Origin of the sequence: Rhodoflexus caldus, from assembly GCF_021206925.1 — a bacterium.
In the GTDB taxonomy this organism is placed as follows: Bacteria; Bacteroidota; Bacteroidia; order Cytophagales; family Thermoflexibacteraceae; genus Rhodoflexus; species Rhodoflexus caldus.
In genome coordinates this window covers 85,591-109,412 of record NZ_JAJPRF010000004.1, presented here as the reverse complement: position 1 = coordinate 109,412, position 23,822 = coordinate 85,591, and the positions used below count along the sequence as shown (strand labels likewise).

General features: G+C 48.2%; 28 protein-coding genes. 16 read left to right on the top strand and 12 right to left on the bottom strand.

Annotation, left to right across the window (positions count from 1 at the left end; all coding sequences use genetic code 11):
• Nucleotides 1–74 precede the first annotated feature (74 nt).
• Nucleotides 75–398, top strand: a complete 324-nt coding sequence (locus NDK19_RS06825) for a Rieske (2Fe-2S) protein (protein WP_250631113.1) — start codon at nt 75–77, stop codon at nt 396–398.
• A gap of 3 nt (nt 399–401) precedes the next feature.
• On the opposite strand, the gene rsmA is transcribed toward NDK19_RS06825, so the two are convergent.
• The 10 genes from rsmA to NDK19_RS06775 all read right to left on the bottom strand — a co-directional run bounded on the left by rsmA (nt 402) and on the right by NDK19_RS06775 (nt 9,046).
• Nucleotides 402–1,175 (bottom strand): 16S rRNA (adenine(1518)-N(6)/adenine(1519)-N(6))-dimethyltransferase RsmA, encoded by a 774-nt coding sequence (gene rsmA, locus NDK19_RS06820; protein ID WP_250631285.1) that lies wholly within the window; start codon nt 1,173–1,175, stop codon nt 402–404.
• Nucleotides 1,176–1,331: 156 nt separating this feature from the next.
• Nucleotides 1,332–1,814, bottom strand: a complete 483-nt coding sequence (locus NDK19_RS06815; RefSeq protein WP_250631112.1) for an apolipoprotein A1/A4/E family protein — start codon at nt 1,812–1,814, stop codon at nt 1,332–1,334.
• Nucleotides 1,815–1,980: 166 nt separating this feature from the next.
• Nucleotides 1,981–2,532, bottom strand: coding sequence for a lysophospholipid acyltransferase family protein (locus NDK19_RS06810; protein WP_250631111.1), 552 nt, complete (start codon nt 2,530–2,532; stop codon nt 1,981–1,983).
• Nucleotides 2,529–3,032 (bottom strand): NADH-quinone oxidoreductase subunit J family protein, encoded by a 504-nt coding sequence (locus NDK19_RS06805; protein ID WP_250631110.1) that lies wholly within the window; start codon nt 3,030–3,032, stop codon nt 2,529–2,531. The genes NDK19_RS06810 and NDK19_RS06805 overlap by 4 nt, the downstream gene beginning before the upstream one ends.
• Nucleotides 3,033–3,035: 3 nt before the next feature.
• A complete protein-coding gene (locus tag NDK19_RS06800; protein ID WP_250631109.1) occupies nt 3,036–3,740 on the bottom strand; it encodes a 4Fe-4S dicluster domain-containing protein in 705 nt (234 codons plus the stop codon).
• Nucleotides 3,741–3,886: 146 nt separating this feature from the next.
• Nucleotides 3,887–5,323, bottom strand: coding sequence for an ATP-binding protein (locus NDK19_RS06795; protein ID WP_250631108.1), 1,437 nt, complete (start codon nt 5,321–5,323; stop codon nt 3,887–3,889).
• Entirely contained in the window at nt 5,324–6,385 is a 1,062-nt protein-coding gene (gene hisC / locus NDK19_RS06790) for a histidinol-phosphate transaminase (RefSeq protein ID WP_250631107.1), read from the bottom strand.
• 191 nt (nt 6,386–6,576) lie between these two features.
• Nucleotides 6,577–8,103, bottom strand: coding sequence for an aldehyde dehydrogenase (NADP(+)) (locus NDK19_RS06785; RefSeq protein ID WP_250631106.1), 1,527 nt, complete (start codon nt 8,101–8,103; stop codon nt 6,577–6,579).
• Nucleotides 8,100–8,513 carry a methylmalonyl-CoA epimerase gene (mce, locus tag NDK19_RS06780; RefSeq protein WP_250631105.1) on the bottom strand — a complete coding sequence of 138 codons (414 nt, stop codon included), beginning with the start codon at nt 8,511–8,513 and terminating at the stop codon, nt 8,100–8,102. The genes NDK19_RS06785 and mce overlap by 4 nt, the downstream gene beginning before the upstream one ends.
• 8 nt (nt 8,514–8,521) lie before the next feature.
• Complete coding sequence (locus NDK19_RS06775; protein WP_250631104.1) at nt 8,522–9,046, bottom strand: hypothetical protein; 525 nt, start codon at nt 9,044–9,046, stop codon at nt 8,522–8,524.
• 113 nt (nt 9,047–9,159) lie between these two features.
• Between NDK19_RS06775 and NDK19_RS06770 the strand changes: the two genes are divergently transcribed.
• Together NDK19_RS06770 and NDK19_RS06765 are read left to right on the top strand one after the other, a co-directional pair.
• Nucleotides 9,160–9,357 (top strand): hypothetical protein, encoded by a 198-nt coding sequence (locus NDK19_RS06770; protein WP_250631103.1) that lies wholly within the window; start codon nt 9,160–9,162, stop codon nt 9,355–9,357.
• 72 nt (nt 9,358–9,429) lie between these two features.
• Nucleotides 9,430–10,089 carry a DUF697 domain-containing protein gene (locus tag NDK19_RS06765; RefSeq protein WP_250631102.1) on the top strand — a complete coding sequence of 220 codons (660 nt, stop codon included), beginning with the start codon at nt 9,430–9,432 and terminating at the stop codon, nt 10,087–10,089.
• A gap of 237 nt (nt 10,090–10,326) precedes the next feature.
• On the opposite strand, the gene NDK19_RS06760 is transcribed toward NDK19_RS06765, so the two are convergent.
• On the bottom strand, nt 10,327–11,001 hold the full coding sequence (locus NDK19_RS06760) for an acylneuraminate cytidylyltransferase family protein (protein WP_250631101.1): 675 nt from the start codon (nt 10,999–11,001) through the stop codon (nt 10,327–10,329).
• Nucleotides 10,998–13,205, bottom strand: coding sequence for a type IX secretion system periplasmic lipoprotein PorW/SprE (porW, locus tag NDK19_RS06755; RefSeq protein WP_250631100.1), 2,208 nt, complete (start codon nt 13,203–13,205; stop codon nt 10,998–11,000). Before porW ends, NDK19_RS06760 begins: the two co-directional genes overlap by 4 nt.
• Nucleotides 13,206–13,355: 150 nt before the next feature.
• Between porW and NDK19_RS06750 the strand changes: the two genes are divergently transcribed.
• The 13 genes from NDK19_RS06750 to NDK19_RS06690 all read left to right on the top strand — a co-directional run bounded on the left by NDK19_RS06750 (nt 13,356) and on the right by NDK19_RS06690 (nt 23,809).
• A complete protein-coding gene (locus tag NDK19_RS06750) occupies nt 13,356–14,213 on the top strand; it encodes a M23 family metallopeptidase (protein WP_250631099.1) in 858 nt (285 codons plus the stop codon).
• A 30-nt stretch (nt 14,214–14,243) separates the two neighbouring features.
• Nucleotides 14,244–14,669, top strand: a complete 426-nt coding sequence (locus NDK19_RS06745; protein WP_250631098.1) for a bactofilin family protein — start codon at nt 14,244–14,246, stop codon at nt 14,667–14,669.
• The gene (locus NDK19_RS06740) at nt 14,635–14,859 is read left to right on the top strand and encodes an AtpZ/AtpI family protein (RefSeq protein ID WP_250631097.1); all 225 of its coding nucleotides are present in this window, start codon (nt 14,635–14,637) and stop codon (nt 14,857–14,859) included. Before NDK19_RS06745 ends, NDK19_RS06740 begins: the two co-directional genes overlap by 35 nt.
• A gap of 11 nt (nt 14,860–14,870) precedes the next feature.
• Entirely contained in the window at nt 14,871–15,269 is a 399-nt protein-coding gene (locus tag NDK19_RS06735) for a hypothetical protein (protein WP_250631096.1), read from the top strand.
• On the top strand, nt 15,262–16,305 hold the full coding sequence (gene atpB, locus NDK19_RS06730) for a F0F1 ATP synthase subunit A (protein WP_250631095.1): 1,044 nt from the start codon (nt 15,262–15,264) through the stop codon (nt 16,303–16,305). The genes NDK19_RS06735 and atpB overlap by 8 nt, the downstream gene beginning before the upstream one ends.
• Before the next feature lie 47 nt (nt 16,306–16,352).
• A complete protein-coding gene (gene atpE, locus NDK19_RS06725) occupies nt 16,353–16,601 on the top strand; it encodes an ATP synthase F0 subunit C (RefSeq protein ID WP_250631094.1) in 249 nt (82 codons plus the stop codon).
• 102 nt (nt 16,602–16,703) lie between these two features.
• Complete coding sequence (locus NDK19_RS06720; protein WP_250631093.1) at nt 16,704–17,198, top strand: F0F1 ATP synthase subunit B; 495 nt, start codon at nt 16,704–16,706, stop codon at nt 17,196–17,198.
• A gap of 4 nt (nt 17,199–17,202) precedes the next feature.
• On the top strand, nt 17,203–17,760 hold the full coding sequence (gene atpH, locus NDK19_RS06715; protein ID WP_250631092.1) for an ATP synthase F1 subunit delta: 558 nt from the start codon (nt 17,203–17,205) through the stop codon (nt 17,758–17,760).
• Nucleotides 17,761–17,793: 33 nt separating this feature from the next.
• Nucleotides 17,794–19,374 carry a F0F1 ATP synthase subunit alpha gene (gene atpA / locus NDK19_RS06710; protein ID WP_250631091.1) on the top strand — a complete coding sequence of 527 codons (1,581 nt, stop codon included), beginning with the start codon at nt 17,794–17,796 and terminating at the stop codon, nt 19,372–19,374.
• A gap of 34 nt (nt 19,375–19,408) precedes the next feature.
• Nucleotides 19,409–20,296: an ATP synthase F1 subunit gamma gene (gene atpG, locus NDK19_RS06705; RefSeq protein WP_250631090.1), complete on the top strand. Its 888-nt coding sequence runs from the start codon at nt 19,409–19,411 to the stop codon at nt 20,294–20,296.
• Nucleotides 20,297–20,399: 103 nt separating this feature from the next.
• Nucleotides 20,400–22,787 carry a glycoside hydrolase family 2 protein gene (locus NDK19_RS06700; RefSeq protein WP_250631089.1) on the top strand — a complete coding sequence of 796 codons (2,388 nt, stop codon included), beginning with the start codon at nt 20,400–20,402 and terminating at the stop codon, nt 22,785–22,787.
• Nucleotides 22,788–22,854: 67 nt separating this feature from the next.
• Nucleotides 22,855–23,376, top strand: a complete 522-nt coding sequence (locus NDK19_RS06695; RefSeq protein WP_317207161.1) for a MarR family winged helix-turn-helix transcriptional regulator — start codon at nt 22,855–22,857, stop codon at nt 23,374–23,376.
• Between the two features lies 1 nt (nt 23,377).
• Nucleotides 23,378–23,809, top strand: a complete 432-nt coding sequence (locus NDK19_RS06690; protein ID WP_250631088.1) for a DUF2147 domain-containing protein — start codon at nt 23,378–23,380, stop codon at nt 23,807–23,809.
• Nucleotides 23,810–23,822: the final 13 nt, after the last annotated feature.

Below are 23,822 nucleotides of genomic sequence, written 5' to 3'. Positions count from 1 at the left end.
CTTCGCGGTAAAAACTAAAATGCAATATGCTTTAATTTGCGCACTCACTCAGGTAGTCAAACCTTATTAGCAACATGCCCCAATACGTCCTTTTTCCTACACTGGCGGAGGCCGACGAACAAGTGCCGCTTTACGCCACTGCACTCATACGCGCCGATAAGCTGGAAATTTGCCTGACGCATACGCCGGAGGGATTTTTTGCCGTCAGCAATGAATGTACGCATCAGCGGGCTGCCATGCACAAAGGCCGCGTGTTACCCGATTGCAAAATTCAATGCCCTTGGCATGGATACACGTTTTCGCTGAAAAATGGGGAAGAACTGTCAGGCAACGGATGTCCTCCGCTGAAAACCTATCCGATTACCGTATCGGAAAAAGGAGTGGAAATTGAGTTGTAGTGATTAGCCCAATGCATTGGTCAGCTCTACAAACTCTGCTACGCCGAGCCTTTCTGCGCGTAAATCCAATAACGGCAGATTGGCAGCAGCCTCAGGGATACCCAAAGGCTTCAGTGCATTGCGTAAAGTTTTCCGACGCTGATTAAATGCCGTTTTAACAACCGTAAAAAATCGCCTTTCATCGCAACCAAGTTGAGCGGTAGCATTGCGGCGCAAGGTAATTACTGCCGACTTAACCTTCGGCGGCGGCTGAAATACGTGCTCATGTACGGTAAACTCATAGCGGATGTCGTAAAAGGCCTGTAACAATACGCTCAGGATGCCGTATTCCTTACCGCCCGGTTTGGCAGCTATCCGCTCTGCCACTTCTTTCTGTATCATACAGACCATTTCAGGGATGAAATGCCTGTTTTCCAGCATCTTAAAAAATATTTGCGAAGAAATATTATACGGCAGATTACCGACCAGCGCCAAAGGTTCGCTCTGTGCAAGTTCAGTCAGGTTCATTTCCAAAAAGTTGGCATGATGCAGTTGATTGTCAGGCACATAGCCGACTTTATGTAAATAGGCGACTGATTCGCTGTCCACTTCTGCCAGATGCAGTTCACAAGCGGTGTTTTTTGCCAGAAACTGCGTCAGCACGCCCATACCCGGCCCTATTTCCAGCACCTTTCGGTAGCCGCCATGCCCCGACAGCAAACCCGCAATGCGTTCTGCAATATTTAAATCTTTAAGGAAATGCTGTCCTAAGTGTTTTTTGGGCTTTACTTTCTCCATCATAGGGCAAAGGTACGCAAAGGCTGCACGCTTCTATCCGATTTTTGGGGAAGTTTGACAAGGTAAATTGGATTGAAAGGGCGACAATAGCTGACGGATAAAAAAAAGAGGCTAATTTTTTTAGCGTCTTTGCGAAATATACAACTAAATTTTTACCTATGCATCCTGCTTATTGCCCGCATCGTCGGCTTTCTTTTCACCGAAAAAGCGGGTTTTTAGCCCTGTGAAGGCCTCCTGTACATCTTCTTTGAACTCTTCCAATTCTTCGCGAATTTCTTTCATCAGTTCGCCGCTTTTGGCTTTGGCTACTTTTTCGTCAAATTCCTGACGTAACTCCGCAAAGGTTTCCTTTACTTCGTCATCAGCATCATCGGCAAGCTCTTTCACGCGGCTTTTGATGGATGCGAAAGTGTCCATTGCCTTTTTCTTGTACTCCTCGCGGGTGGTCTCATCGGCCATTTTGGCGCGGATGTCGTCTAATTCTTCCTGAATTTCTTTGGCTACCGCGCTGCCTTTTTCCTGTAAGATGCCCAAAATAGCTTTGGCATCGTCCATCAACTTGTTAAAATCAAATTTGCCTTGCTCTTGCTTAGGCGCTTCTGTGGGTGTGAGGGCGGTGTTTGGCGGTGTATCGCTCATGGTGTTTGCAGAGTTTAGTTTGTAAAAAATGATTACCATGCCAAGATACGATTTTACATCTGATTTTCGCGTTTTTGGAACACTGATTTTGTAGCGGATGGCACGGGGGCTTACGTAGGGGCAAAGCGTGCTTGAATGCTTTATTTCTATCGCCAAAAATCCCCAGTTATTCCTCCGTGCGGTATTTGTCGGGGTGTTTGGGCGTAATGTTTTTGTAAAACGCTTTGATTTCTTTCATGTCCGCCTCAATATCGCCTGTGGGGTAGAATACTTTGCCGAAACCTGCTTCTTTTTTGGCATAGTCCAAATAACCCAAGATGATAGGTACGCCTGCGGCTTCCGCTACGCGATAGAAGCCTGTTTTCCACTCTTTAACGGCTTTGCGCGTGCCTTCGGGCGGGATGAGCAGGTAGAGTTGGTCGTTTTTCGCAAAGAGGCTGACCATGTACTCCACTAAGTTGTTGTTTTTGCTTCTGTCCACGGGAATGCCGCCCGTTGCCCGCATCAGGATGCCTAACGGAAAACGGAACAGTTGCTTTTTTCCCAAAAAACGAACGGGCAGGTTGAGCGTGTAAAATACGGACAGCGCAATCGGGTAGTCGTAGTTGGTGGTGTGCGGCGCGGCTACTACCACGCATTTTTTGATTTCGGGCGGAATACTTCCTTTAATCGTCCAGCCTATGCTGCGGAAGTACCATTTTGCAATTTGCGCTATCATGGCGAATCGGGGTTGTTTTGATTTTGTGCGGCAATATATACGCTTGCGACCAATGCCAACAGCAACAGCATTGCCAGCGTTTCCAAAGGTAATACATAGTCGGTGAGCAGCGCCGTTCCCAAATCGGCGATGGAAGGGGGCGCGGCTTGCGGCGTTGCCTGCGGCAAATGCAGCCCTAACCGAACCAATGCAGTCAGCAGAGCAATGCTCAAAACAGCAGCTATCCCTTGATACTGGTGGGAAGAGGTAGCCGGTCGCCCGTCTTTTTCAGAGGTGAACATCAGCCCGAAAACAAGGATAATCAGGATGCCGCCCGCATAGACCATGATTTGCGCTGCGGCGACAAACTCTGCCCCTGCCAGCGCGTAAATGCCTGCCAATGAGAGAAATACCATCATCAGAGCAAGTGCGGCACGCATCAGGTTGCTTGTGAAAAGCACATACAGCGCGGCACTGACCGCCATTAGGGCAAGGGGATAAAACAACAGTCCGTTTTCCATTCGTTACTGTTCGGCAGGTGGGGGGGCAGGCGGCTTTTTCATCACCAACTTGGGCTTAACTGCCGGTTTGGGTGCAGGTGTGGGGCTGCCTTCCGCGGCGGTTTCGGCTGTTTTAGGCTCGGCAGTAGCCGTTGCAGCCGATTGCTTGGCAGCGGCTTTGGCGGCTTCCCGTTCGGCAGCCTCAGCGCGACGCAAGGCAACTTCTTCCTCGCTCATCTTGGAAAATTTGAAGTTCATTTCTTCCAAGTTGAATACGCTGAAATCGTATTCGGGGGTCATGGTGAGGCACTCGGTCGGGCAAACGGTGGTGCAAAGTCCGCAGAAGCAGCATTTTGCCATGTCAATGTCAAATTTTGCCGCATAGAGGCGAACAGGCGTGCCGTCGGAAGCCGTCCCGATGGTTTCTGGGGCTTTAATTGCCTCAATATCAATGCAATTGACGGGGCAAATTTTGGCGCACTTGTCGCAAACGATGCAGTCTTCTATCTCGTTGTGCAGCTTATAGCGTCCGTTGTCGGGTACGGGCAGTTGCTCTTTGGGATATTGCAGCGTTACGATGCCCTGTTCCTGATGGAAATACTGTGTATCGCTCACGGGCAGCGTCCCCTGTCGCGGTTTGCGGACGGCATCGCGCAGGTGCTTACCTGTTAGGCGAATCCCTTGCCAAAGGGTGCGGGCAGCGGTGAGGATGTTTTGGAAGTAGGACATAGTACTTGCAAAGTTACGCCAAAAACTGACCGAATAAGGCATATCGGCGGATTTAGGAATGCAGATTTACAAGCGATGTGCAACGGCGGCGTGCAACGGCGACGTGCAACGGCGACGTGCAACGGACACGGTGCGCTATGTACCTTCTACAACAACAAAAACCAGTTAAAGGGTATTTGAACAGTGTTTTCTTTCAGCAGAGGTACATCGCTGCCGTCGGATACCAACAAGCCGTAACGGGCAGGTATGACACGCGCTTGGGCGGTGCTTGTTTTATGTGTACCCACTTCCAGCACCAATGGACGTTCCCGCGTTTCAATCACAAAATCGGGGTTGGCGGTCGGGCTGCCTGCGGCAAACGAAATGATATTTTCCGGCAAAACTCTTTTCAGATACATCATTACCGCATCTTCCCGCAACTTGCTGCGGTATTGTTCGGGCAAAATTTGTCCATAGAGGCTGTATAGCAATGCCCGCCGCAACGATGGCGACATGAAAAACGCTTTTTTATGCTTGTTGATGCGGCTGTCAAGTCCGCCGAAAGGCAGCAGTACGTTTATCAACTCAGCTTTTACAAGTAAGTCCGTCAATTCATGGATAGCCTGTTGCTTCATACCGATAATGCCCGCCAGTTTTTCGGGATTGATTTCATCAGAACCTGCCAGCCGCAACATGAGCTTTTCTATTTTGCCCAAATCCTCGTAGGCGGGTTTAAGCGTCGGAATGTCTTCGTAAATGATGCGTTTCAGCAAATCAAGAATGTTTTGATGAATGGCATCCGCATCTTCGTAAAACAACAAGTTGGGCAGATTCAGGTAGTTGATGTAGCGTTCCGGCAGGTCGGGCAATTGCGACTGCCAACGGTGAATAACAGGCTGTATTTCATGCTGAATATCAACAAGTTGCTGATGACAACTTGCTGCGTCTTCGCTGTAAAATATGATTTGTTTGAGTTGCTCGGCAAGTTGCCTGTCGGGAAGCCTGAGGTTCAGGGCAGGCTGTACGACATTTTGAACGGTGAGCAATTCGCTGAAATTGTACGGAAAAATCCGTTGCAGGAACATGCGCCTTGCCAAATCTGCCGTGCTGTTGAGCAGCAAAGCCGAAGACCCCGTGCAAAGAATAAATGCTGTTTTGGCTTCGTCATACAAAATTTTCAGCGTTTGCGCCCATTGCTCATCGTCTTGTACTTCGTCAAAAAGCAACACAATAGGCGCGGTCAGTTCGTTAAAACGCCGCTGTACGATGTGTTGCTGAAAGGCTTCTAATGCAGCAAAAAGGCTGATATTCAGGTTTTTCAGTGTATTGACATTGAAGAAATAAACCGATTGCCCGTACCGACTGCCGATGTGATTTGCCGTTTGCCAAAGCAACGTTGTTTTTCCCGTTCCTCGCAGTCCGGTCAGGCTTATCAGGCGAGGTTCTGTACCTTTGGCAAAAAAATCATCGGCATACTTTTGCAAACGCGTAAATACTTGCCTTTCGGGATAGCGCATGTGCGTAATGGGGTGGGTGAGTCGCCCCGCCATCACCGAAGGCGTAGCAAGCGTATTGGCAAGGTAATATTTCAGGATGTCATCCATCTACACAAACTGCTGAATCGCGGCTGCCAGTTGGCGGTTTTCCTCGGCTGTGCCTACCGTGATGCGCAGGCAGCCTTCGCAAAGTGCCAATTTAGAGCGGTCGCGCACAATTACCCGGTTTTGCGTCAGGAAATCGTACAATTCCTTCGGGCGCGGCACTTTGACCAACAAAAAGTTGGCATCCGACGGGTACACGTGCAGCACTTGCGGCAGCGATTTGAGCGTAGCTGCCAGCATTTCGCGCTGTTGCAGCGTTTCGTTCACCATTTCGCGGAAAGTATCGGTGCGGCTCAAACCGACTAATGCCAACTGTTGGGTTACGCCGTTGATGTTGTATGGCGGCTTAATTTTGTTCAGCACGCGAATAATATCGGGTGAGGCGAACGCCATGCCCAAGCGCAACGCCGCCAAACCCCATGCCTTAGAGAATGTTTGCAACACCACTAAGTTGGGGTATTTTTCCAGCGATTGCACAAAACTCGGCTGTGAGGTAAAATCAATATATGCCTCATCTACGACCACCAGCCCATGGAAATGTTCCAGCAGGTAGCGGATGTCGTCCGGTGCCATGTTGTTAGCAGTCGGGTTGTTGGGCGAACAAACGAAAATCATTTTGGTGTGCCAATCCACCGCTTCCATAATCGCCTGCGGTTGCAGTTGGAACTCGGCAGTGAGCGGTACGCGGCGCACTTCCACACAATTGATTTCCGCGCTAACTTCGTACATGCCGTAGGTCGGCGGACAAATAATCACATTGTCCAAATGCGGTTCGCAAAAAGCGCGGTATAGCAAGTCTATCGCCTCATCGCTGCCGTTGCCCAGAAAAATTTGCTCGGGGCGACAATGTTTCAACTCGGCAATTTTGGCTTTCAGTTCCTGCTGGTAAGGGTCGGGATAGCGGTTAAAAGCCTGCTCGGTAACTGAACCGAAGGCATTTTCGTTGGCATCCAGAAATATGCCCTCTTTGCCGCTGTACTCGTCGCGGGCAGAGGAATAAGGCTTCAGCCCCGCAATGTGCGGGCGCAGCAACTGGCTGATATTGAATGTATTGGCAGCTGTCATGTCTGTATTTTTAATAAACCGCCGGCAGGGACTTCGTCCGCTGACTGGGTTTGAGAAACACGGTTTCCCCCGCAAAGTACGCGAAGATGTAATTCATTTAACACAAACCCCGTCAAAAAATCAGTGCTTGAACGCTGATTTTTTTGCAGATGACGCGGGCTTGCGCTGATTTTTTTACGCTCAATCTGCCTTTATCCGCGGGGCAAAAGAGCTTCAGGGCAATTCTGAAACGCAACGGGACGCAGAAAACGACGCATGGCATCGCTGCCAACCGAACCGAAGCGCGCATCGGTGGTGGCAGGGAACGGGCCGCCGTGCTGCATTGCCGCCGAAACTTCCACGCCCGTAGGTACGCCGTTGAAAATCAGCCTGCCCGCTTTTTCCGCCATTGCAAACAGGCGGTTGCGACGGGCTGCCAATTCCTGCTCTTCGCCGAAGATGGAACAGGTAAGTTGCCCTTCCAATTGCGCCAGACATTGCCACATTTCGCCCTCGTTTTTGCAAACAACGGCAATGCTGCAAGGTCCGAAAATTTCATCGGCAAAAATCGGGTTTTCCAAAAACTGTTTGCCGCTGATTTTCAGCAAGGCAGGTATGCCGATGTTTTGGTCTTCCATACGTGCCTTGCGGTCGGATACAGCCAAAATTTCTACGCCTGCCTGTTCCATTGCCCGCATTCGGCGGTGGTTGTAGTTGGTGGCGATACCCTCGTTGAGCATCGTTTCAGCCGCCGTTTGCGCAATGCCTTGCGAAAGGTGATGTAAAAAATTTTGGGCGGCTTCGCCTTCGGGCATCAACAGCAAGCCGGGTTTGGTGCAAAACTGCCCCATGTTGTTGGTGATAGATTGCGTGAGTTGCGCGGCGATGGCTTCGCCCCGATTTTGCAGGGCTTCGGGCAACAGCAACACGGGGTTGAGGCTGCTCATTTCGGCAAAAAACGGAATGGGGTCTGTGCGTTCCTGTGCCAAGCGGTAGAGTGCCATGCCCCCTGCCAACGAACCCGTAAAACCGCATGCTTTGATATACGGATGTTGTACCAAACATCGCGCCGTGCCGAACCCGTTGTCAAACAGCATGGAAAAGATGCCTTCGGGCATTCGGGTGTCTTTGGCAGCCTTGACGATGGCTTCCGCCGTCAGTTCGCTGGTGCGCGGATGGGCGGGATGCGCCTTGACAATCACGGGACAGCCCGCAGCCCACGCGGCGGCACTGTCCACCCCCGCTACGGAATAAGCCAGCGGAAAGTTCGCCGCCCCAAAAACCAGAACGGGACCAATCGGCACAAGCCTTTTATACAAAGCAGGCTTTGGAACGGGCTGCCGCTGCGGTTGTGCGGCATCGGTGCGCTCTTCCTGCCAGCCGCCTTTTTCCAGCAAATCGGCAAAAGAGGTGAGTTGAAACTGCGTGCGCATGCGTTCGCTCATGATGCGGAACGGGGGCAGCGCGGTTTCTGCCATAATTGCCTGCATGAGCGCATCGGCACAAGCCTCTAACTCGGCGGCAACTGCCCGCAAAAAGGCAGCCCGCTGTCGGTCGCTGATGTGCCACATTTGCTCAAAAGCGCTTTTGGCAAGCTCAGCGGCACAGCGGCACTCGCTTTCGGTTGCTTTGTAGAACGTAAAACCCGTCGGCTCGTTAGTACGCGGGTTGATAGATGGAAACGTTACGTTGCTTTGTCCGCTTCTGCCGAAACCCAAGAATTGTGCGCCCTGCATCATGCGTCTTGCGGTTTGATTTCCTGACAGAGTTCTACCAGCACGCCGCCCGTAGATTTGGGATGCAAAAAGCAGATGAGTTTGTTGTCTGCGCCGCGTTTGGGCGTTTCGTTGAGCAGTTGGAAACCTTCTGCCTGCAAGCGTTGCATTTCCGCGCGGATGTCCGCCACTTCAAAGGCGATGTGGTGCAGCCCTTCGCCCTTTTTCTCAATGAATTTGGCAATGGGGCTGTCGGGGCGGGTGGCTTCCAGCAACTCTATCTTGGTTTCGCCCATTTGGAAAAATGAGGTGTTTACCCCTTCGCTGCCGACTTCTTCAATTTTGTAATGTGCTTTGCCAAACAGTTTGTGAAACAATTCGTTCGCCTCTGAAAGTCCTTTGATGGCAATGCCGATGTGTTCTACTTTAATCATGTGATTGTTTACAGTTCGGTAAAAGTGATATGAAACTGCCCGTTGCTGATGCGCAGGCGGTCGTTAGAGTTGGTTATATTGACGGCAGTAGCCGAAAATCTGCCTTTGACAGTATTCCCCGAAATTTCGGTGATGACAAGTTGCAAATCGCTCGGGGCGGTGGCGGTAAAACTGCGCGTATTACCCAAAAAAAGCGTGATCGAAACATTGCGCTCTACGCGAAACGGCGGGCGAATGCCGCGCAGGTCAAAGCCCGTAAACCGCAGTTGCACCGAACGGCGGTCTGCAAACGACAGTTGGCGGTACAAACTCAAAAAGCCTACGGGCATGGGCAGGTAGCCGTTGGCATCCGCATCGGGTATGCCGCCCGCATTGCTGAAAACTAATATGCTGTTGTCCGTTGCCAGCCGAATTTGCCCTTCGGGAATATCTACGGGCGAATCCCAATCCTCGCCTGCGGGCGCAAGGCTGCAACCTGCAAGCAATAAGGAAAACAATAGCCCTATCACAATATTTCGGATGAATTCGCGCATTATTCCGATGAAATTCCGTAAATTATTTTGCAAATTACCGATTACAAACGGTAAGGATACTTCACATCGTATCCGTACAAAAATTTCCAATCAGCAACCTAATCGCTTCCGTTATGGCAAAGAAAATTAATAAAAAAACGACAGACGAACAAACCAAGCCCAAAGTGAACAAGGCATTAGAAGGCTTTGAAGTAAGTATCAATTCGTTCGGCGAAATTGTTTCAACCAAGAGCATTGACGAAATCAACGCTTTCTTGGACGAGCACCTGCCCGACCGCAAAATCACAAAGAAAGACGAAGAAGGCAAGTAATGCTAACTTTATCAGACGGCATCCGTTCAATGCAATAGAGTTCCTGACATTGCATTCAAACACTCAATCACAATGATAGACTATTTTTTAAATAAGATTAAAGAAACCATGGGCAGCCGCAAAGACAAATCGGAAGCCGTTATCAAAAGCAGCGTGATGTGGTCAATGGGTGCCGGCCTAATACCTATTCCGGTGGCTGACATGGTGGCTGTTACAGCTATCCAGATGGATATGCTGAAACAATTGTGCGTAATCTACGAGATTAACTTTTCCGAGTCGCAGTTTAAAACGTTGTTGGCAACCTTGACGGGCAGCGCACTTTCGCGCATGGGCGCGGAAGCCATCAAAGTGATTCCCGGGTTAGGCAGCGTTATAGGCGGGGTAAGCATGGCAGCTATTTCGGGGGCAACCACCTACGCCGTAGGGCAGGTTTTTATGACACACTTTGAAAATGGCGGTAATATGCAAAACTTTGATGTAGAGGCTTTTAAAGATTTCTACAAGAAACAATTTGAGCGCGGCAAAGCCTTTGTGGAAGAGTTGCGCAAAGAAAAAACAACGGCAGAAGCCAATAAAGCCACAGGCAGCGAACAGCCTCCCAAATCGGCGGGCGGCACAAGCACCAACGATGCGCTGGCCAAACTGCGCGAGCTTTCCGAGCTATTAGACAAAGGGCTGATTACTCCCGAAGAGTTTAAATTGCTCAAAGAAAACCTGCTGAAAACTATTTAACATAAATTAAGATTGCAAACCCCACGTTTTTTCATAATTTTGAACACTACATGAGCGCTTATGTTTCTATGTCATCTGAGGCAGGAGGTTTAGGACTGCAAATGGTAGGATGTTCAATTTCTTTTTTCAAATCAATAGGGTTAAGTTGTAAGTTTGAAAAAACCCCGTCTGCTTTCAGTCGGGGTTTTTTGCTGGTTTGCCGTTTTCGGCAATTCGGATAGGAGGGTGGCGTTTGACTTATCCGCCATATACTGCCTTGTGTACCATTTCAGCTACGGTAAAATCTATCTCCTCGTCAATATCAAGGGCTTCATGTTTAGGAATTTCAAGCAAATAAGGGCGGTTGCCGATTCGGTTGTGCCTTTCTACCAAAATTTTTTTATCAAACAAATAGAGGCATGAATTTTCTTCGTAAACGGGCGGCAAATCCTGTGTGCGCAACAATATATTGGGGTTGTGATTGATGGCACGGGCTAACTCGTCCCACAGGCGGGTTTGCAGACGCGTTACCGAAAACAGCGAATCATAAATCGGGTATTGTTTGAGAAATAAATCCACTGCCTTCTGAATAGTTGCCGCACTCAGCAAAGGGTTGGTGCTGTGAGTTTGCAGGTAAAAATCGGCCTGTACCTGATTGATAACGTTGAGCAGCACGTCGTTCATCGGGATGGAGCCGTCGCGCAGGTGCTCGGGGCGTTCCAGCAGAATTACTTGTGGAAAGTGCTTCCGCGCATAGTCTATTACTGTCGGGCTGTCGGTATCAATCACTACTTGGGTGATAGCCGGCACTTTCAGCAAACTTTCCGTTACGTAGTGAAACAGCGGCTTGCCGTTGAATGAGCGGTAGTTTTTTCCGGGAACGCGCTCACTGTTGTGGCGCATGGGTACAATGGCTGCAATGGTGCGATTCATGGTTTTTTGCGTTCTTCTATTTTTTGTAATACCGCCTTTGCCATTTCCACGAGTTCGGGGCGGCGAGCGGCAGTAATAAAGTTTTTCAGGTCATTTTCTGCCTGCACCGAAGCAGGCTCCAATGCCAAACGGGATAAAATTTTCAGCATTGAGATTTGTTCGCTAAGCGGATTGCCGGGGTAGCGCACCTCCATTTGATGGAATTGGTCAAGCGCCTGCGCATATTGTCCGCTGCGATACAGTTCATAGGCTTCAGCATATGCCTTTACAACCGCTGCATCTGCCACTGCCTGAAACGAATCGGCATCTGCTGCTCCCTCGTTTTTATCGCCTGAAGCCTTATTCAGCAACTGCGCATAGGATGATTCGGGGTATTTTTCCAGCAGTTGGCGTTTGTAAGCATCGGGCTGACAGTCTTTTTGTTCGCTGCACAGGCGGATGATGGTGTACAGTGCTTCGGGCACTTTCGGATGGTCGGGTGCCAATTGTACAAATCGTTCCAAATTTGCACGGGCTTTCTGAGGTTCTTCCAGCATCTGAAAGTACATTTTGCCTGTTTGATAGAGCGCCTCTGCCAATGCCAAACGGACTTGCTTTGCTTCTGCTTCGTCGGCAGGAATTTCAGCCAATCGTTTGTCCATCGGCTTTACTGCTGCATAACGGTCTGCCTCCTGTGGTCGGTTTTCCTTGCCTTTCTCTGCCGTGTTGGCTGTCGTTGGCCGCATGATTTCGTCGGGTTGCGAATCGCGCACTTTGTCGGACAGCCGCCAGTTGTCTGCCAGCGGGATATTACCCCATGTGCGGGCAAAAGCTGTTTTGCCGTTGGCAACGGTTTGTACGTTGTAGAAATACCAAGTATTGCTGTTGCCCGATGCACCGGGGAAATTATTGGCAGGCAAAGCAGGCACTCCCGAACGGCTTGCGTCTTGCTGAGCGGTTTTGAGTTGTCGGTCTATCGCGGCTTTTTCATCTGCGATTTCCTTTTCAAGTGCTTTTTTGCGTTCGGCATCGCTCATTGCATAAAGTCGCAGCAGGCGTTCGGCAATTGCTGCTTTGGCCTGTTCTTCGGCAAATTCGCCTAAAATGCCGGCCTGTCGCTTCACTGCGTCGTAGTCGGGCGAAGAGGTCGGCAGCACTTGGGAGGCGCTGTCATAGTACAAAGCCGCATTTGCATAATCCTGCAAACGTTCGTAGTAAACTTTGCCCATTTGCAGGTAAGTTGTGGCTTTTTGTTGTGGCTTGGCCGTAGCAGCTAACGACTGTCGGTAAGCCTCCAATCCCTGTTGCAATCGGCCGCGTTTTACTTCAAAACTTCCTATTTCAAACAAAATGCGGTCTTTGTACTCGGTATTTTTAGGGTCTTTCAACAGCGATTGTAAGGTTTTATCTGCTTTGGCAACCGCATCTTCATCTGCGAAATTAACTGCACCGGCCGTATTGAGTTGCGAAAGAAACAGAATCTCATATGGAGGGTTGCTGCGCGTCAGTTGGCTGTAATATTCGTAGGCCTTTTCAGACTTACCCAATCGCTGACTGATTTGGGCAATAATAAAAAGTGCTTTGATGCGCATTTCTTTGTTGGTGATAAAAGGCAATGCTTTTTCAAGATAAGCCGAGGTTCTTGGCAAATCCTGCTCCAACCGATAATAATGCGCCATGTTCAGATAAAAGTCGCGGGCATTGTCATTATTAATCGGGTTATCGTCTTTGCTCAGATACTCGGCCGCATACAGCGCATCTTTACTGTTGTCTTGTTCAATAAAAAGCCTTTGCAACCATACCAGCGCCGTATGTCGTGCATCAGGGTCAGGGCTGTTCGTATTGACGTACTTAAAGGTAGTGGCGGCATTCCGAAAATCGCCCATATAGAGCCGTGCTTTGCCAATCAACAGGTAACAATCGTCCACCCATTTGCTGCGCTCATGAAATTTGATAGGTAAAGAAGCCTTTTCAATAACATATTCCAGCCCTGTCTTTTGCGAAGCGCCCGAAGCAGAATCAATCCGAGGAAATACCATCAGTATATCGCCGTAGTCATTAGGAGCTGCAGCCAATAAAGCTGCTTCTACTTCCAGCATCTTTTCTTTGGCAAGAAAATAAGCATTGAATCGGGCGGTCGTATCATGATATACCTGACAGGCATTGAGCATTATTAAGCCCGTGCCCAATAGCAACCACCGATAAAAATGAAGAAGTATGCGCATGAAAATTAACTCATCAGAAGAAAGGAGTACAGCGATGTTCCGATAGCGGCAAGGGATGTTGCTTGCAAATATAACAAAAAGCGCGGCAGAAGAAATCAGCCCAAAACGAAAATAAATCCCTACTTTTGCCGTAAACTATTGGCGATTTTTTTGGAAAAGAAGACTATTTACGACTGGTTATCGCATCGTTTGTGGCTGATTATCCGCGATGCAGAAACACTGGCGCCGCGCTTCAGCATACGACTGACAGGAGCAAGCGTATTAGTCGGGCTTGCCGGCTTGCTCGTCCTGTGTTTTTTTGCGGGCCTGATGTTTTATCAGTTAATCGGTTACTTCCAAAGCCGTACGCAAAACGAAAACGATATTAAACGGCAAATAGTGAGTTTGGCGATGAGCATAGATTCACTGTCGGAGGCTTTGGAAGCGCGCGACCGCTACATCAACGACTTAAAACTTGTCATGCTGGGCGAAACACCTTATAATAACGTTCGCAAGGACAGCGGAAATGCCAATGCGGTTAAAGTCAATCCCGAGGAGGTTGCTAAAATCAATCCGCTTGATTCGTCTTTTCGCAACGAGTTTGAAATGGAGGCTTCCGCTACGCGTCCCGTTCGCAATGCAGCCAATGCCCAACTGAAAAGTTTTGTGTTTTTTACACCGTTGAAGGGGGTTTTGTTAGGCAAATTTGAGCCGCAACAACAGCACTACGGCGTGGACATTGTCGCACGCAAAAATGAACCTATCAAAGCAGTAGCCGACGGCACCGTAATTATCTCCTCATGGACACAGGATTCGGGCTACACCATTGGTATCCAACACAAAAATCAACTGATTTCTTTCTATAAGCACAATTCGGTATTGTTGCGCAAAACAGGAGAAACCGTTCGTGCCGGAGACATCATAGCCATTATCGGCAACTCCGGCGAGCTGACCGACGGGCCTCATCTGCATTTTGAACTATGGTATAACGGAAGTCCCGTAAATCCCGAACAATACATTTCTTTTTAATTAACTTGCCCAGCAAACAACTCATAAACTATGGCCATGTTCAATTCATCCAAAGAAGAGCGTAAAGTACAGGAAAACATCAGTACCATTGCCAATATTATCGGTAAAGGAACGCAAATCACAGGTGATATAGACACTCCCGGCAACATCAGAATAGATGGTTCGGTGAAAGGCAATATCAGGTGTAAGCAAAAACTTGCCATGGGGCAAGGCTCATTGCTGGAAGGCAATATTTACGCACAGAATGCCGAGATAGAAGGCGAAGTAAAAGGCACTATTGAAATAAGCGAAGTGCTGATTTTGAAAGCCACAGCCGTAGTAACCGGCGAAATATATACTGCCAAGCTTGTTGTAGAAAACGGTGCCAAACTCAACGGAACCTGCAAAATGGGCGAAAGCATCAAATCCATCAAAACAGAAGATGCAGCCGGTAAACAAACCCCAAAAACAGCTTAATAACTACCTGAAATATTCGGGAATGGCTTTTGAGCTGGCAGGGGCACTGCTGTTGGGATATTGGGCAGGCCGTTGGGCAGACAGCTATTTTGCCCTGCCCAAATCTCTTGGCACGATGGCATGTATGATGCTCTTTTTGTTTGCCGCACTTTTTCATATCCTGCGCAGCCTGATGAAAAACAATTCCTAAAATAAAATCACATGAAGCCATTCATCAAAAGCCTGACTCTTCTTACGCTCTTGTGTGCCGCTGTTATGGTACTGCTCGGTCTTTGGCAGGCAGAACTCATCGTGCCATACTCGTGGTATTTACTGGGATATTTTTTTGTTATAACGCTCCTGACCTACTACATGGTCTATCAGAGCAACAAAGAACCGCTTGATTTCCCTAATTACACACTTGGCGCAACAGCCATTCGCCTGCTGATTTCAGCCGTCATTTTGGGTGTTTTCTTTTGGCAGGTAAAAGACAAAGCCGCACGATGGCACTTTACGATTACTTTCTTTGTTATGTATTTCTTGTTTACTGCTTTTGAAATTAAATCATTGATGGCTAACTTGCGCCAAAATTCCGGAAAGACGGATAAAAAAGATGCTTAAAACTTTACGTAACCTACTGATAATTAGCAGTTTATTTGTATTCTCAAATGCTGCTTTCGCCAAGGGCGACAATCACGGAGATGATGCCTTTTCGCCCAAAGACATGATTCTTCATCACATTGGAGATGCATACGATTGGCACTTTTTTGATTATCACAAAAGCGACGGAACAGTTGCGCATGTATCGCTCCCGCTACCTGTCATTCTGATTACAGACGGGCATCTGGACATTTTTCTGTCAAGCGAATTTCATCACGGCGAGCAGCAAGTAATACGCGGCGACCGTGTTTATCGCCTCAATCATGGGCACATTGAGGAAGCTAACGGCAAAAAAGTTATTGACCTTTCGTTTACCAAAAACGTAGCTTCCATGTTCATAGCCTGCATTATACTGATTGTTATTTTTACCTCTGTTGCAAAAGCCTATCAAAAGCGACCGGGGCAGGCACCAAGCGGTTTGCAGGCGTTTATTGAGCCGCTCATTCTGTTCGTTCGCGATGATGTGATTATTCCTAACATTGGCGAGAAGAAATACAAAACCTATTTGCCCTACCTGATGACATTGTTCTTCTTTATTTGGGTGAACAACTTGCTGGGGCTGATTCCAACCGGAGCAAACGCATCAGGTAATATTGCTTTTACGCTTACATTGGCAGCTTTTACCGCCATCATCACCAATGTTTCGGGCAATAAAGACTACTGGAAGCACATCTTCGCAATGCCGGGTGTGCCTAAGTTGATGCTGATTATCATGATTCCCGTAGAACTCATCGGCATCTTGACCAAGCCGTTTGCATTGATGATTCGTTTGTTTGCCAACATTACCGCAGGACACATCGTTATCCTTTGCTTGGTAAGTTTCATCTTCATCTTTAAAAATGCAATTCTTGGCTTACCGGTAGGTTTTGTGGTGGTTGCCATCACATTCCTCGAACTGTTTGTTGCTGCTTTGCAGGCTTACATTTTCACCCTGCTTTCAGCACTGTTTATCGGTTTGGCAATTGAAGAACACGAGCATCACGAAGCTCACCATTAATCTTGGAGTGATTTACTCAATTTATATATCTCTAACTTTTATCACACATGTTGTCTAACATTCTTCTGGAAATGACTGGCACTACAGGCGCGCTGGGCGCAGGTATTGGTGCAGGTATTGCAGTTTTGGGTGCCGGTTTGGGTATCGGCCGTATCGGTGGCAGCGCTGTTGAGTCTATGGCTCGTCAGCCTGAAATGGCCGGCCGTATTCAAACTGCTATGCTGATTTCAGCAGGTCTGATTGAAGGTGCCGCTCTGTTTGCCATTGCGGTATGTTTCATCGTGGGCAACGCCTAAGACTAACCAAGAAAGCCGTCGGCAGTTAGTGCAGGCGGCTTCTTTTTCCTGATTGGTTAGAGAAATGTTATTTGTGATTTTGACCTAAAAACCTATACGATAATGGAATTAGTTACTCCCGGCTTAGGCTTGATTATCTGGACAAGTTTATTTTTCTTAATTGTACTTTTCCTGCTGAGAAAGTTTGCATGGAAAGCCATTTTGGACAGCATTGACGAACGCAATAAATCAATTGAAGATGCGCTGAAGGCTGCTGACCGTGCACGTGCCGAAATGGCGCAACTGAAAAATGAAAATGAGGCATTGTTGCAAGAAGCCCGCGCCGAGCGCGACAAAATGCTGCGTGAGGCCAAGGCCGCCGCTGACCGCCTGATTAATGAAGCACATGAAAAAGCAAGTGCAGAAGGTCAGCGCTTAATCAAACAGGCACAAGAAACCATCAATAATGAGAAGAATGCGGCACTGACCGAAGTAAAAAATCAGATTGCCACGCTTTCTTTGGAACTGGCAGAAAAAGTACTTCGTGCCAAATTGAGCGACCGCAGCGCACAAGAAGAGCTGGTAAAAGAATACATCAAAGACCTGAAAGTAAACTAACGCGATGTCAGAATTTAAAGTAGCATCCCGATACGCCAAATCGCTGGCAGGTCTTGCACAGGAAAAAGGCGTGCTGAACGAAGTGCACCAAGACATGGTGCTCTTTGCAAAAGTATGTGAAGAGAACAGAAGCCTCCGCTTATTGTTGCGCAACCCGATTATCAACCGCGACATCAAGCTCAACACCATCCGCAAAATATTCGGCTCACATGTGAACCCGCTGACTATCAGTTTCTTTGAAATCAGCGTTCGCAAGCACCGCGAGGATATGTTGGAGCCTATCGCCATAGAGTTTCACAAACTGTATAATCGGATGAATAATATCGAGCAAGGGCAGTTGGTAACAGCCATGCCATTGAACGATGAACTGTTGCATCAGTTTCAGCAGGAAGTTCGCCGCATAGCAGGCAAAGAGGTAGAACTGAAAGTAACAGTAAACCCGGAACTGATTGGCGGCTTTGTACTGACCATCGGCGATAAGCAAATAGACGACTCTGTTCGCAGCCGCCTGAACGATTTGCGCAAAGCGTTCAGCTACAATCCTTACATCAAAGAATTATAAGTTTTGCATCTAACATTTTAAGCATATACGATCATGGTTCAGATTAGACCTGATGAGGTTTCAGCAATATTGAGAGAACAACTCTCAAACTTTAAAACCGAGGCCGAACTCGAAGAAGTCGGTACGGTATTGCAGGTAGGCGACGGTGTTGCCCGTATTTATGGTTTAACAAAAGCACAATCCGGCGAATTGTTGGAGTTTTCCAACGGCTCGCAAGGCTTGGTGCTGAACCTGGAAGAAGACAACGTAGGTGCGGTAATTTTGGGTGACTCTGCCGGTATCAAAGAGGGTGATACGGTAAAACGTACCCGTAAAATTGCCTCTATCCGCGTAGGCGAAGGCATGTTAGGTCGCGTGGTAGATACATTGGGACAACCTATTGACGGCAAAGGCCCAATCACCGGCGAATTGTTTGAAATGCCGCTGGAGCGCAAAGCACCGGGCGTTATTTACCGTCAGCCTGTAAATGAGCCACTGCAAACCGGTATCAAGGCTATCGACTCTATGATTCCTATCGGTCGCGGCCAGCGCGAGCTCATCATCGGCGACCGTCAGACCGGTAAAACTGCCGTTGCGATTGATACCATCCTGAACCAAAAAGAATTTTACGATAAAGGCGAGCCTGTTTACTGTATCTACGTAGCCGTAGGTCAGAAGGCTTCTACTATTGCGCAAGTGGTTGCAGCTTTGGAAAAAGGCGGTGCTTTGCCTTATTCAATCGTTGTGGCTGCTTCTGCTGCCGACCCTGCTCCTATGCAGTTCTATGCACCGTTTGCGGGTGCTGCTATCGGTGAGTATTTCCGCGATACCGGCCGCCCGGCGCTGGTGGTTTATGACGATTTGTCTAAGCAAGCCGTTGCTTATCGCGAAGTATCGTTGCTGTTGCGTCGCCCCCCCGGCCGCGAAGCATATCCCGGCGACGTATTCTATCTGCACTCTCGCTTGCTGGAACGTGCGGCTAAGCTGAACAAGCAAGACGTAATTGCTCAACAAATGAACGACTTGCCTCCTTCGCTGCAAGGCAAAGTAAAAGGCGGTGGTTCTTTGACAGCCCTCCCTATCATTGAAACACAAGCGGGGGACGTTTCTGCTTATATCCCTACCAACGTAATTTCCATTACCGACGGCCAGATATTCCTCGAGTCTAACCTGTTTAACTCAGGTATCCGTCCGGCTATCAACGTAGGTATTTCGGTATCTCGCGTAGGTGGTGCTGCTCAAATTAAATCCATGAAGAAAGTAGCGGGTACGCTGAAGCTCGACCAAGCGCAGTTCCGCGAACTGGAAGCTTTTGCTAAGTTCGGTTCTGACCTCGATGCAGCTACCAAATTGACTATTGAGCGCGGTCGCCGCAACCAAGAAATCTTGAAGCAAGGTCAGTTCTCGCCCGTACCGGTAGAAAAGCAAGTTGCCATTATCTACGCTTCTACCAACGGTTTGTTGGATAACGTTCCCGTAAACCGCGTACGTGAGTTCGAGCAACTGTACACTACGCAGTTGGAAGCCAACTATCCGGAAGTGCTGAAAGGTTTGGCACAAGGTAAGTTGGATGATGAAATCACCTCTGTACTGAAAAAAGTAGCAGCCGATTTGGCGAAAGGTTTTGCAAAATAATTTTTGATTTACGACGTATTTAAGCATTTCAGCAATGCCAAGTTTAAAGGAAGTAAGAAATAGAATCAATTCGGTGCGCTCTACGCAGCAAATCACCAAAGCGATGAAAATGGTGGCTGCTGCTAAGCTACGCCGCGCACAAGATGCCATTATCCAAATGCGTCCCTATTCGCAACGCCTTCAAGGTATCCTGACCAATATTATGGCTACCGTTGAAGAACAATCGGCTAATGCGTTCTCTGAAAGTCGCACCGTACAAAACGTACTGATTGTCTGCATTACTTCTGACCGTGGTCTGTGCGGGAGCTTTAATACGAACGTAATCAAGGCATGCAGCGCGCTGATGAACGGCAAATATGCCGCACAGCACAAAGCCGGTCGCGTAACTGTTTTGGCTGTTGGCCGCAAAGGGCGCGATTTCTTCAAACGCAGAAACGTGCCATTGGTAGAGGACTTTACCGAATTATTCGGTAAACTTTCCTTCGACCAAGTACGACTGGCGGCGGAGTTCGCAATGGAGGGCTTCCTGAGCAAAAAATACGATGCCGTAGAGTTGGTTTACAATGAGTTTAAGAACGTTGCGACGCAAATTGTACGTACGGTTCCTTATTTGCCGCTACAACCTGCCGATGACCGTCCGGTTGTTGCCGAATCATCTACCGACTTTATTTACGAGCCTGATAAGGAAAGCATTGTGGCCGAGTTATTGCCTAAAACACTGAAAATTCAGTTCTATAAAGCATTGCTCGAGTCCAACGCTTCCGAACACGGCGCACGTATGACTGCCATGGACAAAGCAACCGAAAATGCAGGCGAGCTCCTCAAAGAACTGCGTCTGATTTACAACCGTTCGCGTCAGGCTGCCATTACCAAAGAAATCCTCGAGATTGTGGGTGGTGCCGAAGCGCTTGCAAACGGATAAACCTAAGCTTATATCTTACATTTTCAAAAGCCTCTGCATTTGCGGGGGCTTTTGTGTTTTCCTGCAAAAAACCTAAATTGTTTGCATCAAAATCCGCCGTCCTATGTTCCGATTGCTTGGCAGTTGTTGCCTGCTTTGGCTGGTGCTCAGCCTGCAACTGATTGCTCAAACCTCACAAATCCACTTTCTTTCAGGCACAGACAGAGAAAACCCTGCACAGTGGGATTTTCAAATAGATAAAGGCAGAAAATCGGGCAGTTGGCAAAAAATCAACGTGCCTGCTTGTTGGGAAACCGAAGGTTTTGGCGAATACAGCTTCGGTACTGTGTCGTCTGATGAAAAAGCTGTTTACAAGCATCAGTTTATGGCATTGCCGACTTGGCAAGACAAGCATATCAATCTCGTATTTGAGGGCGTTCTGACAGACGCAGAAGTCAAACTGAACGGGGTTAATCTCGGTACGCATCAGGGAGGTTACGAACGCTTTGTTTTTGACGTATCCTCACTGTTAAAATTGGGCACAACCAATGAGTTGGAAGTTGCGGTGAGCAAACGCAGTACCAATGCTGCCATCGCACAGGGCAAAGTACCCATGTGGCTGTTTGGCGGCATTTACAAGCCTGTATATTTGGAAGTATTACCGCCTGTACATATCACGGGTATGACCGTTGAAACGCAAGCCGGCGGCTATTTGACAGCGCAGATATACATCAACAAAAAGGACAATGTGCAAATAGCTGCCTATCTGCAAGATATGGAAGGGAAAACAGCGGGCATTCTTTTGCAGAGCAATATCAAGCCAATATCTGCCGATAACACCGCAGGGTTCCAGTTTACGACAACATTTTCGGGCGTGCAGGCATGGTCTGATGAACTTCCGCAGCGCTACCGTTTAGTAACGGAATTGCAAGATTCGCAAGGCAAAGTACTGCACCGAACTGCCCAAACTGTCGGGTTTAGAACCGTTGCGGTCAAAAATGACGGGCTTTATATTAACGATAAAAAAATGAAGTTGCGTGGGGTAAAATATCGGGCGCATTGGCACGAAAGCGGTATCAGTGTCGGCAGGCAAATCAGCGAATTAGACGGCCTGTTGCTCAAAGAACTGAATGCCAATGCATTATATAACCCGTTCTATCAGCCCGATGCGCATTTGCTCGATGTTTGCGACTCACTTGGTTTGTATGTGATTTACACGGTTGCAGAAGGCAGTGCGCCTGCTGCCACCATCCGCCGCGACTTAAACCATCCAAGTGTCATTCTGATGGCTGCCGACAGCCGCAGCAAATTACTCGAAGGACGGCCTGTCATCAGTCCCGCCGATGTGGAAGAGCTACCGATTCAGTCCATTAATGATGCCGTTTTTACAAAAACATGGCAATCGGTAAATAACGGCAAACAAATGGGACTGTTTCTCTCATCTTTTGCCGACGAACTTGTAAAAGAGGACGGAAAGCCCATTGAAAAGCCTTCTGCCAATGGAGGCATCGTAAACGCTTACAGAAACCCCAAGCCTGTTTTTCATGCTGTTGCGGAGTTGTGGTCGCCCCTGCAATTGAGCAGTGAAACTGCCGACGGGCTTTTTAATGGAACGCTGACGGTCTATAACAAGTTTACTTTTACCAATTTGAGCCGCTGCAAATTTATCTGGCAACTTGTGGACATTGCCAATCCGTTAGGGGGGGCTGTTAATCCGCAGATAGTTGAAAGCGGGACTGCATTTCCGCCAAACGTTGTGCCGGGAGTAAAGGACAAACTTCTGCTCAATTTGCCCGCCAATTGGCAGGAGCGCGACCTGTTGGCGGTAACAGCCTTATCGCCCATGGGCAGCGAAATTTACACTTGGCGTTTCCCGATTACGACACAAGAGCGCAACATCCCGCAACTACTGCTTGGCGAGTTTGCAGAAACGGCTGTACCTCAGAAAACAAACGACGGCTGGGAACTTATCGGAGGCGATGTTGTTGTCAGCCTCCATTCTTCGGGGTACATATCGGCAATCAAGGTGCAAGGTAAGCCGCTGAAAATCCGTGGCATAGCGCAGAGTGAAGCACCCGTTGGAACAGCCGATATACAGCAAGGAACAATTACCTTCCGTTATCCTGAATCTGCCGCTGTTCGGAGTATCAGCTATGCGCTATCCGATGCGGGCGTGCTGCGTATTCAGTACACAGGTAAAGAAATTGCTTTTTCATACGCTGAGTCATTGCAGGAAGTAAGTGCATTTGCTGCCGGCCCTTTCCCCCAAGGGCAAACCAAGGGCATACCAATAGGCCTTCATCAACACAAAACACCCTTGTACGAAGGCGACTACCGACAATTCTATTGGGCGAAGTTGCGCACTACTGCCGTGCCAATCAGCATTATGACCACATCGGATAATGTCATTATGCGCCTGTCGTCTGTCGGACAAATCCTGTTTACCAATGCTTCATCGGGAAAAGCAGGTACTCCTTCCATAACAACCTTGTTTTTCAAAGCCGGAGAATAAAACTGCCGCCAATTTTCACAAGAAAAAATTCATAAATAGTATGCAAGCATAATATTTTTGCTTACTTTTGGCAGAAATACACGGTGGTATAGCGATGAGTAAGCAAGACAACGATAAGAAAAAGCAATCCGTTGATTTCAGTGTAAAGGCAACATGGCTGGCAATAGCGAAAATGTATAACGTGCTGGGGGCGGAGCATGGTATTACCCACTCAAACGGTTTCGTGTTGCTAAACATAGACAAAGAACACGGCACACCCGCAACCAAAATTGCACCCTTGATGGGCATGGAAGCCCGCAGCCTAAGCCGTATGCTGAAAACAATGGAGGAAGAGGGGATGATTTATCGCCAACAGGACGAAAAAGACCGCCGAAAAGTGCTGATTTGCCTGACCGAAGAGGGTAAAATTAAGCGGGAAGCCTCACGTCAGGTGGTAAAAGAGTTCAACAAACGAGTGCGGGAAGCGGTTAGCGAAGAAAAAATGCAGGTATTTTTCGAGGTCATTGATAAAATCAATGAGGTGGTAGAGTCTTACAAAATGCCTACGCTCGAATTAGACTTAGACGAAGAATCTTTAGCCGTCAAATAATATGAAAATCCGTTTTTTGGGCTTTGCTGTTTGCATCATTTGGCTTTTGAGCAACGCCTCATTTGGCCAAGACATAGTCGGCAAGTGGAAAACCATTGATGACGAGGACGGGAAACCGCGTTCTATTGTAGAAATTTACAAGCAAGGCGATAAGTATTTTGGTAAAATTACCGAAATTTTCTATCGCGCCAATGAAACCCCCGACCCCGTTTGCGACAAGTGCACCGACGACCGCAAGGGTAAAAAAGTCATCGGCATGGTTATCATCCGCAATCTGGAAAAGAAAGGCAACGAATTTAAAGGTGGCGATATTTTAGACCCCAACAACGGCAAAATTTATGATTGCAAGTTGTGGATTGAAAACGGCGTGCTGAAAGTACGCGGCTATATCGCTTTCCTTTACCGCACACAAAACTGGTACAAGCATCAGTAAGTTTTATTTACTT

Bases quoted from the DNA above. Each gene is read 5' to 3' on its own strand.
- NDK19_RS06825 (WP_250631113.1), top strand. From the start codon at position 75: ATGCCCCAATACGTCCTTTTTCCTACACTGGCGGAGGCCGACGAACAA.
- rsmA (WP_250631285.1), bottom strand. From the start codon at position 1,175: ATGGAGAAAGTAAAGCCCAAAAAACACTTAGGACAGCATTTCCTTAAA.
- NDK19_RS06815 (WP_250631112.1), bottom strand. From the start codon at position 1,814: ATGAGCGATACACCGCCAAACACCGCCCTCACACCCACAGAAGCGCCT.
- NDK19_RS06810 (WP_250631111.1), bottom strand. From the start codon at position 2,532: ATGATAGCGCAAATTGCAAAATGGTACTTCCGCAGCATAGGCTGGACG.
- NDK19_RS06805 (WP_250631110.1), bottom strand. From the start codon at position 3,032: ATGGAAAACGGACTGTTGTTTTATCCCCTTGCCCTAATGGCGGTCAGT.
- NDK19_RS06800 (WP_250631109.1), bottom strand. From the start codon at position 3,740: ATGTCCTACTTCCAAAACATCCTCACCGCTGCCCGCACCCTTTGGCAA.
- NDK19_RS06795 (WP_250631108.1), bottom strand. From the start codon at position 5,323: ATGGATGACATCCTGAAATATTACCTTGCCAATACGCTTGCTACGCCT.
- hisC (WP_250631107.1), bottom strand. From the start codon at position 6,385: ATGACAGCTGCCAATACATTCAATATCAGCCAGTTGCTGCGCCCGCAC.
- NDK19_RS06785 (WP_250631106.1), bottom strand. From the start codon at position 8,103: ATGATGCAGGGCGCACAATTCTTGGGTTTCGGCAGAAGCGGACAAAGC.
- mce (WP_250631105.1), bottom strand. From the start codon at position 8,513: ATGATTAAAGTAGAACACATCGGCATTGCCATCAAAGGACTTTCAGAG.
- NDK19_RS06775 (WP_250631104.1), bottom strand. From the start codon at position 9,046: ATGCGCGAATTCATCCGAAATATTGTGATAGGGCTATTGTTTTCCTTA.
- NDK19_RS06770 (WP_250631103.1), top strand. From the start codon at position 9,160: ATGGCAAAGAAAATTAATAAAAAAACGACAGACGAACAAACCAAGCCC.
- NDK19_RS06765 (WP_250631102.1), top strand. From the start codon at position 9,430: ATGATAGACTATTTTTTAAATAAGATTAAAGAAACCATGGGCAGCCGC.
- NDK19_RS06760 (WP_250631101.1), bottom strand. From the start codon at position 11,001: ATGAATCGCACCATTGCAGCCATTGTACCCATGCGCCACAACAGTGAG.
- porW (WP_250631100.1), bottom strand. From the start codon at position 13,205: ATGCGCATACTTCTTCATTTTTATCGGTGGTTGCTATTGGGCACGGGC.
- NDK19_RS06745 (WP_250631098.1), top strand. From the start codon at position 14,244: ATGGCCATGTTCAATTCATCCAAAGAAGAGCGTAAAGTACAGGAAAAC.
- NDK19_RS06740 (WP_250631097.1), top strand. From the start codon at position 14,635: ATGCAGCCGGTAAACAAACCCCAAAAACAGCTTAATAACTACCTGAAA.
- NDK19_RS06735 (WP_250631096.1), top strand. From the start codon at position 14,871: ATGAAGCCATTCATCAAAAGCCTGACTCTTCTTACGCTCTTGTGTGCC.
- atpB (WP_250631095.1), top strand. From the start codon at position 15,262: ATGCTTAAAACTTTACGTAACCTACTGATAATTAGCAGTTTATTTGTA.
- atpE (WP_250631094.1), top strand. From the start codon at position 16,353: ATGTTGTCTAACATTCTTCTGGAAATGACTGGCACTACAGGCGCGCTG.
- NDK19_RS06720 (WP_250631093.1), top strand. From the start codon at position 16,704: ATGGAATTAGTTACTCCCGGCTTAGGCTTGATTATCTGGACAAGTTTA.
- atpH (WP_250631092.1), top strand. From the start codon at position 17,203: ATGTCAGAATTTAAAGTAGCATCCCGATACGCCAAATCGCTGGCAGGT.
- atpA (WP_250631091.1), top strand. From the start codon at position 17,794: ATGGTTCAGATTAGACCTGATGAGGTTTCAGCAATATTGAGAGAACAA.
- atpG (WP_250631090.1), top strand. From the start codon at position 19,409: ATGCCAAGTTTAAAGGAAGTAAGAAATAGAATCAATTCGGTGCGCTCT.
- NDK19_RS06700 (WP_250631089.1), top strand. From the start codon at position 20,400: ATGTTCCGATTGCTTGGCAGTTGTTGCCTGCTTTGGCTGGTGCTCAGC.
- NDK19_RS06690 (WP_250631088.1), top strand. From the start codon at position 23,378: ATGAAAATCCGTTTTTTGGGCTTTGCTGTTTGCATCATTTGGCTTTTG.